The 18,805-nt window shown below is 64.7% G+C and carries 15 protein-coding genes; 6 read left to right on the forward strand and 9 right to left on the reverse strand.

Annotated features, from left to right (window positions below; translation table 11 throughout):
* Positions 1-43: 43 nt before the first annotated feature.
* The 4 genes from NJ69_RS17820 to NJ69_RS17835 form a co-directional block, all read right to left on the reverse strand.
* A complete protein-coding gene (locus NJ69_RS17820; RefSeq protein WP_029614918.1) occupies positions 44-1,138 on the reverse strand; it encodes a polyamine ABC transporter substrate-binding protein in 1,095 nt (364 codons plus the stop codon).
* Between the two features lie 161 nt (positions 1,139-1,299).
* On the reverse strand, positions 1,300-2,397 hold the full coding sequence (locus NJ69_RS17825; protein ID WP_029614917.1) for a polyamine ABC transporter substrate-binding protein: 1,098 nt from the start codon (positions 2,395-2,397) through the stop codon (positions 1,300-1,302).
* 168 nt (positions 2,398-2,565) lie between these two features.
* Positions 2,566-3,927: an aspartate aminotransferase family protein gene (locus tag NJ69_RS17830; RefSeq protein ID WP_039581744.1), complete on the reverse strand. Its 1,362-nt coding sequence runs from the start codon at positions 3,925-3,927 to the stop codon at positions 2,566-2,568.
* 48 nt (positions 3,928-3,975) lie between these two features.
* The gene (locus NJ69_RS17835; protein ID WP_039581747.1) at positions 3,976-5,334 is read right to left on the reverse strand and encodes a glutamine synthetase family protein; all 1,359 of its coding nucleotides are present in this window, start codon (positions 5,332-5,334) and stop codon (positions 3,976-3,978) included.
* A gap of 235 nt (positions 5,335-5,569) precedes the next feature.
* On the opposite strand from NJ69_RS17835, the gene NJ69_RS22680 reads away from it, so the two are divergent.
* Both NJ69_RS22680 and NJ69_RS17840 read left to right on the forward strand, forming a co-directional pair.
* On the forward strand, positions 5,570-5,785 hold the full coding sequence (locus NJ69_RS22680) for a hypothetical protein (RefSeq protein WP_155290546.1): 216 nt from the start codon (positions 5,570-5,572) through the stop codon (positions 5,783-5,785).
* A 193-nt stretch (positions 5,786-5,978) separates the two neighbouring features.
* Positions 5,979-7,355, forward strand: a complete 1,377-nt coding sequence (locus NJ69_RS17840; RefSeq protein ID WP_029614915.1) for a glutamine synthetase family protein — start codon at positions 5,979-5,981, stop codon at positions 7,353-7,355.
* A gap of 239 nt (positions 7,356-7,594) precedes the next feature.
* Here NJ69_RS17840 and argA read toward each other — a convergent pair whose 3' ends face one another.
* A complete protein-coding gene (gene argA / locus NJ69_RS17845) occupies positions 7,595-8,893 on the reverse strand; it encodes an amino-acid N-acetyltransferase (protein ID WP_039581750.1) in 1,299 nt (432 codons plus the stop codon).
* Between the two features lie 124 nt (positions 8,894-9,017).
* Positions 9,018-10,160, reverse strand: coding sequence for an acetylornithine deacetylase (gene argE / locus NJ69_RS17850; RefSeq protein WP_039581751.1), 1,143 nt, complete (start codon positions 10,158-10,160; stop codon positions 9,018-9,020).
* 103 nt (positions 10,161-10,263) lie between these two features.
* On the opposite strand from argE, the gene NJ69_RS17855 reads away from it, so the two are divergent.
* A complete protein-coding gene (locus tag NJ69_RS17855) occupies positions 10,264-11,679 on the forward strand; it encodes a CYTH domain-containing protein (RefSeq protein ID WP_039581754.1) in 1,416 nt (471 codons plus the stop codon).
* Positions 11,680-11,703: 24 nt separating this feature from the next.
* On the opposite strand, the gene NJ69_RS17860 is transcribed toward NJ69_RS17855, so the two are convergent.
* Positions 11,704-12,759, reverse strand: a complete 1,056-nt coding sequence (locus NJ69_RS17860; RefSeq protein WP_039581757.1) for a phosphorylcholine phosphatase — start codon at positions 12,757-12,759, stop codon at positions 11,704-11,706.
* A gap of 244 nt (positions 12,760-13,003) precedes the next feature.
* Here NJ69_RS17860 and NJ69_RS17865 point away from each other — a divergent pair, with 244 nt between their 5' ends.
* Entirely contained in the window at positions 13,004-14,395 is a 1,392-nt protein-coding gene (locus tag NJ69_RS17865) for an L-cystine transporter (RefSeq protein WP_039581758.1), read from the forward strand.
* Between the two features lie 31 nt (positions 14,396-14,426).
* Here NJ69_RS17865 and NJ69_RS17870 read toward each other — a convergent pair whose 3' ends face one another.
* Positions 14,427-14,942 carry a dihydrofolate reductase gene (locus NJ69_RS17870; RefSeq protein ID WP_039581760.1) on the reverse strand — a complete coding sequence of 172 codons (516 nt, stop codon included), beginning with the start codon at positions 14,940-14,942 and terminating at the stop codon, positions 14,427-14,429.
* A 53-nt stretch (positions 14,943-14,995) separates the two neighbouring features.
* Here NJ69_RS17870 and NJ69_RS17875 point away from each other — a divergent pair, with 53 nt between their 5' ends.
* Positions 14,996-16,387 (forward strand): DUF2868 domain-containing protein, encoded by a 1,392-nt coding sequence (locus NJ69_RS17875; protein ID WP_209435544.1) that lies wholly within the window; start codon positions 14,996-14,998, stop codon positions 16,385-16,387.
* Positions 16,380-17,744, forward strand: coding sequence for a GTPase/DUF3482 domain-containing protein (locus NJ69_RS17880; RefSeq protein WP_039581763.1), 1,365 nt, complete (start codon positions 16,380-16,382; stop codon positions 17,742-17,744). The genes NJ69_RS17875 and NJ69_RS17880 overlap by 8 nt, the downstream gene beginning before the upstream one ends.
* Positions 17,745-17,773: 29 nt before the next feature.
* On the opposite strand, the gene NJ69_RS17885 is transcribed toward NJ69_RS17880, so the two are convergent.
* Positions 17,774-18,799 (reverse strand): putative 2-aminoethylphosphonate ABC transporter substrate-binding protein, encoded by a 1,026-nt coding sequence (locus tag NJ69_RS17885; RefSeq protein ID WP_039581768.1) that lies wholly within the window; start codon positions 18,797-18,799, stop codon positions 17,774-17,776.
* Positions 18,800-18,805: the final 6 nt, after the last annotated feature.

The raw sequence follows: 18,805 nt of genomic DNA on the forward strand, positions 1-18,805 counted from the left end.
TGCCCGGACGGCCTGTGTGCAGGGCCGCGCCGGGTCTGGATGGTTACTTGCCCGACTTGACCTTGGTCCAGCTGCGGGTCATCAGACGTTGCACCTTGGGGGGCAACTCCGCGTTGACGAACATCTTGTCCAGCACTTCCTGCGGTGGGTAGACCGCGGCGTCAGTTCTCACAGCCTGATCCATCAGGTCGCCAGCCTTGAGGTTGGGGTTGGCATAACCGACGTAGTCACTGACCTGGGCGATAACCTCAGGTTTCAGCAAATAGTTGATGAAGGCGTGGGCCTGCTCGACGTTCTTGGCGTCCTTGGGGATGGCCAGCACGTCGAACCAGAGATTGCCGCCTTCCTTGGGAATGGCGTAGGCCAGGTTCACGCCCTTCTTGGCCTCGGCGGCGCGCGCCTTGGCCTGGAATACATCGCCGGAGAAACCGGCAGCCACGCAGATGTCGCCGTTGGCCAGGTCGGTGATGTATTTGGAGGAGTGGAAATAGGTCACGTAGGGACGCACGGCCAGCAGTTTCTGCTCGGCCTTCTGGTAGTCCTTGGGGTTGCTGCTGTTGGGGTCCAGCCCCAAGTAGTTGAGCACCGCTGGCAGCATTTCGTCCGCCGAGTCGAGGAACGCGACGCCGCATTTGGAGAGCTTCTTCATGTTCTCCGGTTCGAACAGCACCGCCCAGGAGTCGATGCGTTCCACACCCAGCGCGGCCTTGACCTTGTCGACGTTGTAGCCGATGCCGTTGGTGCCCCACAGGTAAGGCACCGCGTACTGGTTGCCCGGATCGTTCTTGGTCAGACGCTTCATCAGCGCCGGATCGAGATTGGAATAGTTGGGCAGCAACTGCTTGTCGAGCGGCTGGAAAGCGCCCGCCTTGATCTGCTTGCCGAGGAAATGGTTGGACGGCACCACCACGTCATAGCCGGTGTTGCCGGCCAGCAGTTTGCCTTCCAGGGTTTCGTTGGAATCGAACACGTCCAGCACCGGCTTGATGCCGGTTTCTTTCTCGAAATCGGCCAGCGTGTTGGGGCCGATATAGTCCGACCAGTTGTAGATATGCACCGTGGGCGCCGCTTGAACGCTGAGGGCCAGCGTCAGACCTGCTCCAGCCATCATGGCCTTGCGCACTACAGAGATAGACAAGGGGTGGGTCCTCACAATCAGAGCCTTCGGTGGCGTCGGGGTGTGGCCGTACACGCGAAACGGCCGCGCAACTTACCTGCGTGGCGTCGATGCCGCAATCGACAATCGCGTTCAAAGCGCTCTGGACCGCGCTTCGGCGGCCCAGAGGTGACGCATCGGCGTTACTTGCCCGATTTGATCTTGGTCCAGATACGGGTGATCACGCGCTGGGCCGCAGCCTCGGGCGCAGCGATCGCGTACAACTGTTTCTTCACCTCGGCCGGCGGATAAATGCTTGGGTCGCTAGTGATGTCCTTGCTCACGTACTGAGTAGCGGCCTTGTTGCCGTTGGGGAAGCGCACGGCGTTGGTGATCTCGGCCATGATTTCCGGCTGCAGCAGGAAGTTCATGAACTGATAGGCCGCGTCTTTGTGATCCGCGTCCTTGGGCATGGCCACCATGTCGTAGAAGGTACCGGCGCCTTCTTTCGGAATGATGTAGTCCAGTTTCACCTTGTCGCCCGCCTCATGGGCACGGGCCTTGGACTGCTCCAGGTCACCGGAGTAGCCAACGGCCAGGCAGATGTTGCCGTTGGCCAGGTCACCGATGTACTTGGAGGAGTGGAAGTAGGTGATCGACGGACGAATCTTGAGGAACAGGTCCTCGGCCGCCGCCAGGTCTTCCTTCTTGGTGCTGTTGGTGGGCAGGCCCAGGTAGTGCAGTGCGGCCGGCAGCATCTCGGTCGGCGCATCCAGGAAGCTCACGCCGCAGCTCTTGAGCTTGGCGATGTTCTCGGGCTTGAACACCACGTCCCACGAATCGATCTTGTCGATGCCCAACGCCGCCTTGACCTTCTCAGGGTTGTAGCCGATGCCGATGGAGCCCCACATGTAGGGGAAGGCGTATTTGTTGCCCGGATCGCTGGCATCGCCGACGGCCTTGAGCAGGTCTTCGTCGAGGTTTTTCCAGTTCGGCAGCTTGGAGCGGTCCAGCTCCTGGTAGACGCCCGCCTTGATCTGCTTGGCCAGGAAGTTGTTCGACGGCACCACGATGTCGTAGCCCGACTTGCCGGCCAGCAGCTTGGCCTCGAGGGTTTCGTTGCTGTCGAAGACGTCGTACTTGACCTTGATGCCGGTCTGCTTCTCGAACTTGGCGATGGTGTCCGGTGCGATGTAATCCGACCAGTTGTAGACGTTCAGCACCTTGTCTTCAGCCTGAACAGCGGTGGCCATGGCGCCCATCAGAGCGGCAGCCAGCAGCGTCTTGCCCATTTTCTTCATGCGTTGTGCTCCAGAATGTTCTTAGTAGCCATCTGTTCAGCGGCCAGGTCCCCGTGGTGCAAGACGGGCGACTGAAACAGCCGCTAGTCTGGCAAGTTACCAGGCGCCGTTTCAACAACGGCAAGGCCTGGCGAGCACTTAATGTCACATCGCTAGCCTAGCAAAGGGCTAGCGGATGGCTTCCAGCGTCAGGTCCAGGCACTTGCGCGCCTTTTCCACCAGTTCGTCCACTTCGGCGTGGCTGATCACCAGCGGCGGAGCGATGATCATGGTGTCGCCTACCGCGCGCATGATCAGGCCGTTGTCGAAACAGAAGTTACGGCAGATCATGCCCACACCCTGCCCCTCGTAACGGCTGCGATTCGCCTTGTCCTTGACCAGCTCGATCGCGCCGAGCAGACCCAGGCCGCGCACCTCGCCCACCAGGGGATGGTCCTGCAGCTCACGCAGTCGTTTTTGCAAGTACGGTGCCACCTCGTCGCGAGCACGCTCGACGATGCCTTCTTCGCGCAGGATGCGCAGGTTTTCCAGCCCCACCGCCGCTGCCACCGGGTGACCGGAATAGGTGAAGCCGTGGTTGAAGTCGCCGCCTTCGCTGAGCACCTGGGCCACCTTGTCGCGCACGATCACGCCGCCCATGGGGATGTAGCCGGAGGTCAGGCCCTTGGCGATGGTCATCAGGTCCGGCGCCAGGTCGTAGTAGTCGCTGCCGAACCACTGGCCGGTGCGGCCGAAGCCGCAGATCACTTCGTCGGCGACGAACAGGATGTCGTAGCGGGCGAGGATCTCCTTGATCTTCGGCCAGTAGGTGTCAGGCGGGATGATCACCCCGCCAGCGCCCTGGATCGGCTCGGCGATGAAGGCCGCGACGTTGTCTTCGCCGACCTCGAGAATCTTCTTTTCCAACTGCTCGGCCGCCCACACACCGAAGGCGTCGGGCGTCATGTCACCGCCTTCGCCGAACCAGTAAGGCTGCGGGATGTGGACGATGCCCGGGATCGGCAAGCCGCCTTGTTCATGCATGCCGCTCATGCCGCCCAGGCTGGCGCCGGCCACGGTGGAGCCGTGATAGCCGTTGACCCGGCCGATGAGGGTCTGCTTGTGCGGCTTGCCCTTGAGCGCCCAGTAATGACGCACCATGCGCAGCACGGTGTCGTTGCCCTCGGAGCCGGAGCCGGTGAAGAACACATGGCTCATGCCCGCCGGCGCCACGTCGGTGATCGCCTTGGCCAGTTCCAGCGCCGGTGGATGGGCAGTCTGGAAGAACAGGTTGTAGTAGGGCAGCTCGCGCATCTGCCGCTCGGCCGCCTGGACCAGTTCCTCACGGCCGTAGCCAACCGCCACGCACCACAGGCCGGCCATGCCGTCGAGGATCTGATGGCCTTCGCTGTCCCATAGATGCACGCCCTTGGCCTTGGTGATGATGCGCGGGCCCTTTTCCTTCAACTGCTTGTAGTCGCTGAACGGGGCCAGGTGGTGCTCGCCGCTCAACTGCTGCCATTCACGGGTTTGCGGATTGTTGACGCTCATCGGTTTCTCCAGGGTCCGAGGGCCGCGCGCTGGCGGCCGCAGGGTTGATCACACGGCAAACAGCAGGAACTCACGTTCCCAGGAGCTGATCACGCGCTTGAAGTTTTCATGCTCGGCACGCTTGGTGGCGACATAGCCGGTGATGAACTTCTTGCCCAGGTACGGCTCCAGCGCCTGGCTGTTTTCCATGCGCTCCAGGGCGTCCTCGATGGTCAGCGGCAGGCGCAGGTTGCGGCGCTCGTAGCCTCGGCCTTGCACCGGCGCACTGGCCTCGATGCCTTCGACCATGCCGATGTACCCGCACAGCAGGCTGGCGGCGATGGCCAGGTAGGGGTTGGCATCGGCGCCCGGCAGGCGGTTCTCCACGCGGCGGTTCTGCGGGCCGGCATCCGGCACGCGCAGGCCGACGGTGCGGTTCTCTTCGCCCCACTCCACGTTCACCGGCGCCGAGGTGTCCGGCAGGAAGCGGCGGAACGAGTTGACGTTCGGTGCGAACAGCGGCAGCGCTTCGGGGATGAGCTTTTGCAGGCCACCGATGTGGTGCAGGAACAGCGTGCTCATGCTGCCGTCTTCATGGGAGAAGATATTCTTGCCGGTGGCGATGTCGATCACGCTCTGGTGCAGGTGCATGGCACTGCCCGGTTCGCCGGTCATAGGCTTGGCCATGAAGGTGGCGGCCACGTTGTGCTTGAGGGCGGCCTCGCGCATGGTGCGCTTGAACACCAGGATCTGGTCGGCCAGGTGCAGCGCGTCGCCGTGACGGAAGTTGATCTCCATCTGCGCAGTGCCGTCTTCGTGAATCAAGGTGTCGAGGTCGAGTTGCTGCAGTTCGCACCAGTCGTAGACGTCCTCGAACAATGGGTCGAATTCGTTGGCCGCCTCGATGGAGAACGACTGGCGACCGGTCTCCGGACGGCCCGAACGGCCTACCGGCGGCTGCAACGGGAAGTCCGGGTCTTCGCTGCGCTTGGTCAGGTAGAACTCCATCTCCGGCGCGACGATCGGCTGCCAGCCCTTGTCGGCGTAGAGTTTGAGCACTTTCTTCAGGACGTTGCGCGGCGACAGCTCGACCGGATTGCCCTTCTTGTCGTAGGTGTCGTGGATGACCTGGGCGGTGGGCTCGATGGCCCAGGGCACCAGATAGACCGCGTCCTGGTCGGGGCGGCAGATCATGTCGATGTCGGCCGGGTCGAGCAGGTCGTAATAGATGTCGTCGTCGACGTAGTCGCCAGTCACAGTTTGCAACAAAACGCTTTCGGGCAGGCGCATGCCCTTTTCAGCGATGAATTTGTTGGTGGGCGAGATCTTGCCGCGAGTAATGCCGGTCAGGTCGCTGATCAGGCATTCGACTTCGGTGATCTTGTGTTCTTTCAACCAATCGGTGAGCTGGTCGAGGTTGTTGCTCATAAATACCTCAGGAGGTCGTTTGACCCAGGCCCAACGGGCCGGGCGCTACTGGCGCCTGGCGCGGCCCGAAGGCGGCACGCACGGCGCGGCCGAGCCCGAACGGGCCCGTGCATTGATTCTGGATGCAGTACGTTACCAAAGCAAAACCCTGGCGCAGGCAGCCAGGCGGTGTAAACGGTAACGGGCAGGAAGCGGGAAAGGCGTGCAGTAAACTGCTACGGAGCGAGGGCCGAGCATGCCGGTCGTCAATTATTGCGGCCAGTGCGCGGCGGGTGCGGCACTGGCGGGCAGGGACCGGGCGGCAAGCGTCGAAAAGACCTGGCTGCACCGTGCAGACAGCGCTTTCAGGTCGCGGCTGGCGGACCATGTGACCCTCGTATTATTACTGTTATGGGTTGCGATCGAGCTTAGCCTCGTTCATTTTTTTTCACAACACCCCCGTAAAAAATAAAATACGGCGACATCGCCGTAGCCCTTTCATACGGACTTGACGGATAATGGCACGCCCTCCAATGCAGCAAAAATGCCGTTGACGTGCCATTTCAGGGCATCTGGAGCGCCGCTTGACATCAGTTTGGCTTTTCGATTGACTGGGTCTGCAAGCTCTCCTTGATTGATATTTTTAACAACAAAGGTGTTGCATCATGTCGGTACCCCCGCGTGCCGTTCAGCTTAACGAAGCGAACGCGTTCCTTAAGGAACATCCTGAGGTTCTCTACGTTGACCTTCTGATTGCAGATATGAATGGTGTGGTTCGTGGCAAGCGGATCGAACGCACGAGCCTTCACAAGGTTTACGAGAAAGGCATCAACCTGCCTGCCTCCCTCTTCGCCCTGGACATCAACGGTTCGACCGTCGAAAGCACAGGCCTGGGCCTGGACATCGGCGATGCCGACCGCATCTGCTATCCGATTCCGGACACCCTCTCCAACGAACCTTGGCAGAAGCGCCCCACTGCGCAACTGCTGATGACCATGCACGAACTCGAAGGCGAGCCGTTCTTCGCCGATCCACGGGAAGTGTTGCGCCAGGTGGTGAGCAAGTTCACCGACATGGGCCTGACCATCTGCGCGGCGTTCGAGCTGGAGTTCTACCTGATCGACCAGGAGAACGTGAATGGCCGTCCGCAGCCACCGCGCTCACCCATTTCCGGCAAGCGTCCGCAGTCGACCCAGGTCTACCTGATCGATGACTTGGACGAATACGCCGACTGCCTGCAGGACATCCTCGAAGGCGCGAAAGAGCAGGGCATCCCAGCCGACGCGATCGTCAAGGAAAGCGCCCCGGCGCAGTTCGAGGTCAACCTGCACCATGTGCCCGATCCGCTGAAGGCCTGCGACTATGCCGTGCTGCTCAAGCGCCTGATCAAGAACATCGCCTACGACCATGAAATGGACACCACCTTCATGGCCAAGCCCTATCCGGGCCAGGCGGGCAATGGCCTGCATGTGCACATTTCCGTGCTGGACAAGGATGGCAACAACATCTTCACCAGCGAGGATCCCGAGCAGAACGCCGCGCTTCGTCACGCGGTCGGCGGTGTGCTCGAGACCCTGCCCGCCTCCATGGCGTTCCTGTGCCCCAACGTCAACTCCTACCGCCGCTTCGGCGCACAGTTCTACGTGCCGAACGCGCCGAGCTGGGGCCTGGACAACCGCACCGTGGCCCTGCGCGTGCCGACCGGCTCGCCGGATGCGGTGCGCATCGAGCACCGCGTGGCCGGTGCCGACGCCAACCCGTACCTGATGATGGCTGCGGTCCTGGCCGGTGTGCACCACGGCCTGACCCACCAGATCGAACCGGGCCAACCGATCGAAGGCAACTCCTACGAGCAGTTGGAGCAAAGCCTGCCGAACAACCTGCGCGATGCCCTGCGCGAGCTGGACGACAGCGAGATCCTGAACAAGTACATCGATCCGAAGTACATCGACATCTTCGTCGCGTGCAAGGAGAGCGAGCTGGAGGAGTTCGAACACTCGATCTCCGACCTCGAGTACAACTGGTATCTGCACACCGTGTAACTGAAAACGCCGCCCTCCGGGGCGTAACGCGGTTCACTTAAGATCTGTATTGCTGGAATTGGGGCTGCTGCGCAGCCCATCGCGGCGCAAGGCCGCTCCCACAGGAGCCGTATAAACCCATGTTTCTGGGTTCACGCGGACGTTGTGGGAGCGGCCTTGTGCCGCGAAAGGGCCGCGAAGCGGCCCCAGCACTTTTTAAGTGAACAGCATTAGCCCTCTGGGGCGGCGTTTTTTTTGGCTTACAACGCCTTCTCGAAAATCTTCGAATTGCGCTGGAAGTTGTACAGCGAAGCTCGCGCTGCCGGCAGCCGCTCCACCCCACTGGGCTGGAAGCCGCGTTCGCGGAACCAGTGCGCCGTGCGCGTCGTCAGCACGAACAAGGTTTTCAGACCTGCCTGCCGCGCCCGCGTCTCGATGCGTTCGAGCAGGTCGTCGCCGCGCCCGCCGTGGCGGTATTCGGGATTCACCGCCAGACACGCCAGCTCACCCGCGTCGGACTCGGCGATCGGGTACAGCGCCGCGCAGGCGATGATCATGCCGTCGCGCTCGACCACGCTGAACTGCTCGATCTCACGCTCCAGCACCTCGCGCGAGCGCCGCACCAGAATGCCCTGCTCCTCCAGTGGGCTGATCAGTTCCAGCAAACCGCCGACGTCCTCGATGCTCGCCTCGCGGACGATCTCGAACTGCTCCTTGGCCACCAGCGTGCCGCCGCCGTCGCGGGTGAACAGCTCGGTGAGCAGCGCGCCGTTCTCGGCATAGCTGACGATATGGCTGCGCGCCACACCACCCTTGCAGGCTTCGGCTGCGGCGTCGAGCAGCTCGCCCTGGTAGTCGCTGCCCAGCCGTTGCAGGTGCGCCGGCACCTGTTGCGGGCGCAGTTCGCGCACCAGCTTGCCGTGCTCGTCGAGCAGGCCCGGCTCGGCACCGAACAGCAGCAGCTTGTCGGCGCCCAGCTCGATGGCCGCGCGGGTGGCGACGTCTTCACAGGCCAGGTTGAAGATTTCCCCGGTCGGCGAATAGCCCAGCGGCGACAGCAGCACGATGGAGCGCTCGTCCAGCAGGCGGCTGATGCCCTTGCGGTCGATGCGTCGCACCTCGCCGGTGTGGTGGTAGTCCACGCCCTCGAGCACACCGATGGGCCGTGCGGTGACCAGGTTGCCGCTGGCCACGCGCAGGCGCGAGCCCTGCATGGGCGAGGCGGAGATGTCCATCGACAAGCGTGCCTCGATGGCCAGGCGCAGCGCGCCGACGGCATCGATCACACAGTCCAGGGTCGGTGCATCGGTGATGCGCAGGCCGCGGTGGTAATGCGGGGCCAGACCACGCTCGGCCAGGCGGCTTTCGATTTGCGGGCGCGAGCCGTGGACCAGCACCAGGCGCACGCCGAGGCTGTGCAGCAGCACCAGGTCGTGGACGATGTTGCCGAAGTTGGGGTGTTCGACGCCATCGCCCGGCAGCATGACCACGAAGGTGCAGTCGCGGTGGGCATTGATGTACGGGGAGGCATGACGCAGCCAGGTGACGTATTCGGGCATGACAGGGCCTGTGGCTAAGTGAACGAGACGGGTGAAGGCGCACAACGGTGGAAAGTCATCGTCGGAACAGGCTTGCGGTCACGCGCGGTCTCCTCTGGGCAGGACGAATCTGGGCGTTGAATATTCAGCTCAGGCAATAGTGCCGGATCAGGTCGCGCAATACACGCACGGTAGGCTCGATACGTGACATTTCAAGGTACTCGCCGGGCTGGTGGGCGCAGGCGATGTCGCCAGGGCCGAGCACGATGGTCTGGCAACCGAGCTGCTGAAGATACGGCGCTTCGGTGCCGAAGGCCACGGCCTCGGCACGGTGGCCGGTGAGGCGTTCGGCCAGTTGCACCAGTTCGGTGTCAGCGGCCTGCTCGAACGGCGGCACCTCGGGGAACAGCGGCGCGTAATCGATGCGCACCTCATGCCGCTCGGCCAGCGGCACCAGCTTTTCGCGAATGGCCGCGCGCAGTTGCTCGACGTCCATGCCCGGCAGCGGGCGCAGGTCGAACTCCAGGGCGCACTGGCCGCAGATGCGGTTGGGGTTGTCGCCGCCATGGATGCAGCCCAGGTTCAAGGTCGGGGTGGGCACGCTGAACTGAGGGTTGCGGAAGGTCTGCTGCCACTGCTGACGCAGGCCCATCAGTTCGCCCATCACCGCGTGCATGGCCTCCAGCGCGCTATGACCCAGGCTGGGATCCGACGAATGGCCGCTGCGCCCGAGAATGTCGATGCGGTCCATGAGGATGCCCTTGTGCATGCGGATCGGTTTGAGCCCGGTGGGCTCGCCGATCACCGCCGCCCGCCCGAGCGGCTGCCCGGCGTCGGCCAGGGCGCGAGCGCCGGACATGGAGCTTTCCTCGTCGCAGGTGGCGAGGATCAGCAGCGGCTGCTTGAAGTCGTGCTCCAGCAACGGCAGCACCGCTTCGATGACCAGGGCGAAGAAGCCTTTCATGTCGCAACTGCCCAGCCCTACCCAACGCCCGTCCACTTCCGTGAGCGTGAGCGGATCGGTTTTCCACAGTTGCTCGTCGAACGGCACGGTATCGCTGTGCCCCGCCAGCACCAGGCCGCCCGGCCCGCTGCCGCGGCTGGCCAGCAGGTTGAACTTGCCCGGGGTGACCTGCTGGATCTCGCAGCGAAAGCCCAGGTCGCCCAGCCAACCGGCCAGCAGGTCGATGACCGGGCGGTTGGACTGATCCAGCGCCTCCTGGGTGCAACTCACCGATGGCGCGGCGATCAGCGCGGCGAACTGGTCTTTGAGCGATGGCAACGGCATGCGCGGAATCCTCGGAAGCATGGCGGCCATCATAGCAATGCCGTCCCTTGACAGGGCAACTCCTGTAGACTCTGCGCCAACCACGCCTTCCTTCGAGCCAGCGATGCACACAGAAACCGAACTCAAGCTCCGCGCCAGCCGCGAGACCCTTGCCGCCCTGCGCGAGCACCCCTTGCTGAAGAAGCGCAACAAGTCCGGCTGGCAGACCCGCGAGCTGCTCAACCAGTACTTCGACACCCCCGAGCGCGACCTGGCGGCCGCGCGCGTGGCCCTGCGCCTGCGCCGCGACGGCGAGGTCATCATCCAGACCCTCAAGTGCCGCGGCCAGAGCGTCGCGGGGTTATCGGAGCGCAACGAGTACGAGTGGCACCTGGACAAGGTCAAGCTGGACCTGAAGAAGCTCGACGCCACCTGCTGGCCCGAGCAGTTGGCCGAGCTGGACAAGAAGACCATCAAGCCGCTGTTCACCACCGACTTCACCCGTGAATACGCAGAAATCTCCTGGGGTCGCGGCAAGGCCAAGGTGGTGATCGAAGCCGCCCTGGACCAAGGCTTCGTGATCGCCGGCAAGCGCAAGGAAGCCATCTGTGAGCTGGAGCTGGAGCTGCGCGAAGGCGCCCCCGAAGCCCTGCTAGAACTGGCGGCCGAGCTATCCGCCAGCCTGCCGCTGATGCCTTGCGACATCAGCAAGGCCGAGCGCGGCTATCGCCTGATGGAGCCGGACAGCTACGAGCTCGGCCTGCCGCAGGTGGAACTGGATGCCGAGATGAGCGTGGACGACGCCTACGCCGCGTTGGCCTGGCAACTGCTGGGCAGCAGCCAGCGTCTGGCCGAGCAATACCGTCACAACGGCCACTGGCGCCTGCTGCAGGACTGGGTGCAGTGCCTGGCCGAACTGCGGGCGCTGACCAGCAGCCTGGGTCAGGCCGCACCCCGCGCCAGCACCCGCGACCTGCGCAGCCGTCTGGACGCGCTGCTGGAAGACTGGCGGCCGCTGGTGCAGGCCGGCAATCACGACGAAGACATTCGTCGCGCCGCGCCCGAGCAGTTCGCCGAAGAGCTCGAAGACACCCGCTGGGGCCAGTTCTCCCTGGAAACCTCGCGCTGGCTGCTGGCCCGTGCCTGGACCAGCGAGCGCAAGGGCCGCGGCGAGCGTCAGGGTTTGGCGCAGTTGGCCAGCTGGCTGCAGCATGAGCTGGGCGAGGAAGGCCGCGCGCTGAAGCTGCCGCTGTACATCCAGCGCCCTGAAGACCTTGGCGAGCAGTTGCCGCGCCTGGAACAACTGCTGGCCTGGCTGCGCCATGCGCGGCAGGTGCTCGAAGCCCCGCAACTGGATCGCCTGTACGGCGACCTGAAGAAGCTGCACGAGCTGGCCGAACAGCCGCTGGGCGAAACGGCGCCCGAGGCGCAGGATCAAGGGGCCGAAGACGCGCCTGTCCTGACCCTGCTCGAAGCGCGCATCGAACAGGCCCGCGCCATCGAGCAGAGCCGCGCCTGGAAGCATCTGCTCAAGGCCTGAGCCCCCGCCTTCGGGGCAGATCCTTTACTGGATCTGCTCCGGCGTGACGATCACCCAGTTCTTGTCCGCCGTCACCGGCAACCCCTCCTTGGCCTGCGCCGCCGCGTTCTTGGCAATCATGCCGTTCAATTGATCCATGTACTTGGCCTTGCGGTTGATCCACAAGTGGATGCCGCCCTTGTCCACGTCAACGCCATGAAACTGCATGTAGCCATCGCTGGTCGGGGTATCGCCGCCCACCAGCACCGGGCGCTTCCATTCGTCGATGTAGGTGAGGATCGCCGCCTGTTTACCGGCCATCCAGGTCGCCGGGGTCCACAGGTACGGGGTCAACTCCAGTCCTTCGTTGGCCTTGGCGTCGTAGTGACCGGCGCTGATCTGCTTGCGCGCCGTGGTCAGCGCGCCGCTGGCGCGGTCCTTGAGTAGCAGGCTGACGCCGATGACATTCTGCGGTTTGACGTTGTAGCCGTACTGGGGATCGGAGGCGACCATGCGCACCAGCTCTTCGGACGCCGCCGAAATCACGTAGACCTCGATGCCGTTCTCCATCAGCTTGTTGTACAGCTCAGCCTGACCCGCGAACACCTTGGGCGGCTGCACCTCGGTGGTCTTGCGCTGATCGCCTTCGAAATAGGTGGCCGGGATCGGCGTCTTCGACGCCATCAGCTCGTCCACCTGGACCTTCAGCTCTTTGAGCGTGAAGCCAGAGAACACCTGCGCCACCCAGGGGTAGCAGACCATGTCGTCGATTTCGCACAGGCGGTAGTAGTAACTGAACAGGCTCTCCTTGTGCTCGGCGGTGTCCTTGAACGGAATCAGCTTCAAGGAGGGGTCGAGCGTGTCGCGGGTCAGCAGGCCCTTGTTCTCCATGAACGGCAGCAGCGCTTCTTCCAGATCGTAGCGGTAGCTGGTGTTGTCCATGTCGAACACCGCGTAGTTGCCCTGGTTGGCGTTGGCGGCGATCATCGCGTCGAGCTGTTTGGCGGCCTCGGCAGGCCAATGCTTGAGCTCGGTGGCGGCCCAGGTGCTGGCGCTGAGCAGCAGGGCGAGGCTACCGGTAAGCAGTCGGGATACGGTCATGAGCTACGTTCTCCTGAGACGGGACCGCCGAAGCCTAGTGCGGATTGATGACAGACAGGCGTCTGACACCGACCTTTGAAAGGCTGCAAACGCCGCGTTGATTGTCCATGAGCGACACCGCGTTATTCCATACGCGACTATGCACATTACCTTTAGGTATAAATTCGTTTGTTTTCAGACTGTTAGCATTTCCGTTCGCAATCGCTCACAGAGGCGATCCCTACTTGTGCTTCACGGAGCTTCGATGAACCTGCCACTTTCTCTCAACCTGCTGGCATTCCTGGCCTTGCTGCTGGGTCTGGCGCAAACCCGCCGTACCGACTGGAGCCTGGCCAAGAAGGTCCTCCTCGGCCTGGTGCTGGGCGTGCTGTTCGGCCTGGTGCTGCATACGCTGTACGGCGCCGGGCACCCGGTGCTCAAGGCCACCCTCGGCTGGCTGGACCTGGTCGGCAACGGCTACGTCGGCCTGCTGCAGATGATCGTCATGCCGCTGATCTTCGCGTCGATCCTCAGCGCCGTGGCGCGCTTGCACAACGCCTCGGCGCTGGGGCGGATCAGCGTCCTGAGCATCGGCACGCTGCTGCTGACCACCGCCATCGCCGCGCTGATCGGCATCGCCCTGACCAACCTGTTCGGCCTGAGCGCCGAGGGCCTGGTGGCCGGCGTGCAGGAAACCGCGCGCTTGCAGACCATCAACAGCGACTATGCCGGCAAGGTCGCCGACCTCGACATCCCGCGCCTGCTGCTGTCGTTCATTCCCAGCAATCCGGTGGGCGACCTGGCGCGGGCCAAGCCCACCTCGATCATCAGCGTGGTGATCTTCGCCGTGTTCCTCGGCCTGGCAGCGTTGCAGCTGATCAAGGATGACCAGGACAAGGGCCAGCGCGCGCTGTCGGCCATCGACGTGCTGCAGGCCTGGGTCATGCGCCTGGTGCGCCTGGTGATGAAGCTCACGCCCTACGGCGTGCTGGCATTGATGACCAAGGTGGTGGCCAGCTCCAACCTGGAGGACATCCTCAAGCTGGGCAGCTTCGTGGTGGTGTCCTACCTGGGCCTGGGACTGATGTTCGTGGTGCACGGGGTGATCCTGGCGCTGACCGGCGTCAGCCCGCTGCGTTTCCTGCGCAAGGTCTGGCCGGTGCTCACCTTCGCCTTCACCAGCCGCTCCAGCGCCGCCAGCATTCCGCTGAACATCGAGGCGCAGACCCAGCGCCTGGGCGTGCCGCCGTCGATCGCCAGCTTCAGCGCCTCGTTCGGCGCCACCATCGGCCAGAACGGCTGCGCCGGGCTGTATCCGGCGATGCTGGCGGTGATGGTCGCGCCGGCGGTGGGCATCGACACCTTAGATCCGCTGTGGATCGCCACCCTGGTGGCCATCGTTACCCTGAGTTCGGCCGGTGTCGCCGGGGTCGGCGGCGGCGCCACCTTCGCCGCGCTGATCGTGTTGCCGGCAATGGGCCTGCCCGTCGAGCTGGTGGCGCTGCTGATTTCGGTCGAGCCGTTGATCGACATGGGCCGCACGGCATTGAACGTGAACGGTTCGATGACCGCCGGTGTGGTCACCAGTCAGTTGCTCAAGCAGACCGACAAAGCCGTGCTGGCGGACGATGAACACGCCGAACTGAGCCATTCCTGAGCGTGAGCCTAGGGACGGCCATGCGCCGTTCCTAGCGCTTGTCCCACACCTCGAAGTGGTACACCGGCTTGCCTTCCTCGACCTGCCGCGCGGTCGAGGCGAGCGTCCACTGCGCCGGCTCGAACGCCGGGAACCAGGCATCGCCTGGCGGCGCCAGCTCCACTCGGGTCAGGTACATGCGACTCACCAAACCCTGTTCCAGCGCCTGCCCGTACAACTGCGCCCCGCCGATCAGCATCAGCTCTGCGACGCCCTGCTCGCGCGCCCACTGCTCGGCCCGTTGCACGGCCGCTTCCAGCGAGGCGAACACCTCGGCGCCCGGCAAGGTCAGCCCCGGCTGACGACTGACCACCAGGTTCAGCCGGCCCGGCAGTGGTCGGCCCAGCGAGTCCCAGGTCTTGCGGCCCATGATGATCGGCTTGCCCAGCGTGGTGGCCTTGAAATACTTGAAATCCCCCGGCAGGTGCCAGGGCATGGAGTTGTCGATACCGATCACGCGGTTCTCGGCGAGCGCCGCGATCAGGCTGAGAGGGAGTGATGTCTTCATGCCGGCGAGGATAGCACCCGGCGCCTGGGTTATGCTTGAGCTCGACCTGTGTACTGGAAGACCCCGTGACCGCACCCACCGAACTGGACCGCCGCTGGCTCACCGAAGCCGTGCGCCTGCGCGAAGAACAGGCCGGCCCCCTGGAAGACCAGGAGGCCAACCGCCGCGCCCGCCAACAAGGCGGTGACCTGGCCACGCGCATCGAGACCCGTGCCCTGTGGCTGGCCGAGCGCGACGGCATCAGCCAGGCCCTGCGCCACTGGAAACAAGGCGCGCGCCTGGCCCTGCTGGCGCTCATGCTCATCGCCGTGCTCAGCGGTGCCGGCCTTGGCCTGGCCGCTTTGGGCGATGGCCAACGACCGGTGAACGTGTTCTGGGCGTTGGGCAGCCTGCTGGGGCTGAACTTGGCACTGCTGCTTGGCTGGGCCTTGGGCTTGTTCTTCGCCGGCGAGCAGGGCGCCGCGCTCGGGCGGCTATGGCTGTGGCTCAGCGAACGCTTCGCCCGCGATGCCAAGGCTGCACACCTGGCGCCCGCCCTGCTGGTGCTATTGCAGCGCCAACGCCTGAGCCGCTGGCTGCTGGGCCTGCTGGTGCATGGCCTGTGGCTGCTGGCCATGAGCGCGGCCCTGGGCATGCTGCTGGCGCTGCTGACGGCGCGGCGCTACGGCTTCGTCTGGGAAACCACCCTGCTCGCCCCCGAGCCTTTCATCGCCCTCACCCAAACCCTTGGCGCCCTGCCCTCGCTGCTGGGCTTCAGCGTGCCAGACGAGGCCATGATCCGCGCCAGCGGCGCGACGTCGCCGAGTCTGGACCTCGCCCGGCAGGCCTGGGCCAGTTGGCTGCTCGGCGTGGTGCTGGTGTATGGCTTGCTGCCGCGTCTGCTGCTGGCCAGCCTGTGTCTGTGGCGCTGGCGTCAGGGGCGCCATCGGCTGACGCTGGACCTCGACCTGCCCGGCCATGCGCACTTGCGCGACGCGCTGATGCCGCACAGCGAGCGGCTTGGCGTACAGGACGCAGCGCCCGAACAGTTGCCGCAGTTCGCCGCCGGCCAACTGGAAGCCGGCAGCAGTGGCGCCCTGCTGGTGGGCCTGGAGCTGGACGAACAACGCACCTGGCCACCGACGCTGCCGGCAGCGATCACCGATGCCGGCGTGCTCGACTCCCGAGCCTCGCGCCACAAGCTCCTGGAGCAACTGGGCCGCTTCCCGCCCGCGCGCCTGCTGATCGCCTGCGACCCGCAACGCTCGCCTGACCGCGGCAGCCTGGCGCTGCTCGCTGAACTGGCCCGCAACGCCGGCAGCACACGTATCTGGCTGCTGCCAGCGCTTGCCGGACAAACCCTGGACGCCGCGCGCCTGGCCAACTGGCACGAGGCCCTGGATCGTCTCGGCCTGCCCCATACCGACACCTCCCCTCTTACCTGGCTGGAGCATGGCCATGACTGAGCCGCTGAAACTGGCCGTGGTCGGCCATACCAACGTCGGCAAGACCTCGCTGCTGCGCACGCTCACCCGCGATGTCGGCTTCGGCGAGGTGAGCCATCGGCCCAGTACCACACGCCATGTGGAAGGTGCGCGGCTGTCGGTGGAGGGCGAGCCGCTGCTGGAGCTCTACGACACCCCGGGCCTGGAAGATGCCATCGCCCTGCTCGATTACCTGGAGCGCCTCGAACGTCCGGGCGAACGCCTCGACGGCCCGGCGCGGCTGGAGCGTTTTCTGCAAGGCGCCGAGGCGCGCCAGCGCTTCGAGCAGGAGGCCAAGGTGCTGCGCCAGTTGCAAGCGAGCACGGCCGGGCTGTATGTGATCGACGCCCGCGAACCGGTCCTGGCCAAGTACCGCGACGAACTGGAAGTGCTCGCCGGCTGCGGCAAACCGCTGCTGCCGGTACTCAATTTCGTCGCCAGCGAGACGCACCGCGAGCCACAGTGGCGTGAAGCCCTGGCCCGCCTGGGGCTGCACGCGCTGGTGCGGTTCGACAGCGTGGCTCCGCCGGAGGACGGCGAGCGACGTCTGTACGAAAGCCTGGCCTTGATGCTGGAGGATGCACGTCCGGCCTTGCAGCGCCTGATCGACGACCAGCAGGCCCAGCGTGTGGCCCGCCAGCACAGCGGCAAGCGCTTGATTGCTGAACTCCTGCTCGACTGCGCCGCCTGCCGACGCAGCGTCGAAGCCGAGCCGGCCGCCGAAGCCAGGGCCATGGAAACCCTGCGCCAGGATGTGCGCCAGCGCGAACAGCGCTGCGTCGAGGCGCTGCTCAAGCTGTATGCCTTCCGCCGCGATGATGCCCACGCCAGCGACCTGCCGCTGCTCGACGGGCGCTGGGGCGACGACCTGTTCAACCCGGAAACCCTCAAGCTGCTGGGGGTGCGCCTGGGCAGCGGGGTAGCCGCTGGCGCCGCCGCCGGTGCCGGCGTCGATCTGCTGGTCGGCGGTCTGACCCTGGGCGCAGCCGCCCTGGCCGGCGCGATTGCGGGCGGCGCCTTGCAAACAGCGCGTAGCTACGGCTCGCGCCTGATGGGCAAGTTCAAGGGCCGCCGCGAACTGACGGTCGACGACAGCGTGCTGCGCCTGCTGGCCCTGCGTCAGCAGCAACTGATGCAGGCGCTGGACAGCCGCGGCCATGCGGCCCAAGAGCGGGTGCACCTGGCCGAACTGGACGAGAAGGCCTGGCGTGAAGGCAAGCTGCCAGAGGCCCTGCGCCGAGCGCGGGCGCATCCGCAGTGGTCGACGCTCAACCCCGGGGCGCGGGTCAATCAGGCGGAGCGCCAGGAGCAGGTGGAGTCGCTGGTGACTCAGTTGTGACCCGTGTGGATGAACGCCGCTGAAGGCGTCTAGGGCTGAGCCACCGTCTCCGACTTGCCGTCATAACGCTTGCGCCATTCGGCCAGGATCTGGTCGCGGTGCGTCGACGCCCAGACGAAGTCGTTCTTGATCAGACGCTGCTCATAGTCCGCTGGCAATTCGGTCTGTGGCTTGGCGATACCCGGCGCGGCGAGTACAGCGAAGTTTTCCTTGTACAGCGCCATGGCCACCGGGCTCGCCGAGAAGTCCGCCAGGCGCCGCGCCGCGTCGGCCTGGGGCGTGCCCTTGATCAGCGCGGTGGCTTCGATCTCCCAGCCCAGGCCTTCCTTGGGCAGCACGATATCCAGCGGCGCGCCCTGGCGCTTGAGCTGCACGGCCGGGTACTCGAACGAGATGCCGATGGGGAATTCTCCTGCTGCCGCCAGCTTGCATGGCTTTGAGCCGGAATGAACGTACTGCCCGATGTTCTGGTGCAGCGCGTCCATGTACGCCCAGCCCTGCGCCTGGCCGAAGGTCTGCAGCCAGGCGCTGACATCGAGAAAGCCGGTTCCTGACGAGGCCGGGTTAGGCATGACGATCTTGCCCTTGTACTCAGGCTTGGTCAGATCCTGCCAACTCACCGGTTTGCTCAGGCCCTGCTTTTCGGCCTCAACGGTGTTGAAGCATACAGTTGCAGCCCAGACGTCCATGCCCACCCAGGCCGGAGGGTTGGCGGCATCGCGGTAGTTCGGCGCAATCTTGCCCAGGTCCTTGGGCGCATAGGGTTCGAGCATGCCGTGCTGGTCGAGAATGGCCAGGCTGGACGCCGCCAGGCCCCACACCGCGTCGGCCTGGGGGCGATCCTTTTCGGCCAGCAGCTTGGCGGTGATGATCCCGGTGGAGTCCCGCACCCATTTGATCTGGATATCCGGGTTGGCCTGTTCGAAGGCTTGCTTGTAGCGCTTGAGCTGCTCGGCCTCCAGCGCGGTGTAGACGGTCAGTTGAGTGGTCGCCGCCTGGGCCTGCAGGCTGAACACGGCGCAGACGACAGCGACAAGAGCGAGTGGCTTGAACATGAGTCG

The organism is Pseudomonas parafulva, assembly GCF_000800255.1.
Lineage (GTDB): Bacteria > Pseudomonadota > Gammaproteobacteria > Pseudomonadales > Pseudomonadaceae > Aquipseudomonas > Aquipseudomonas boreofloridensis.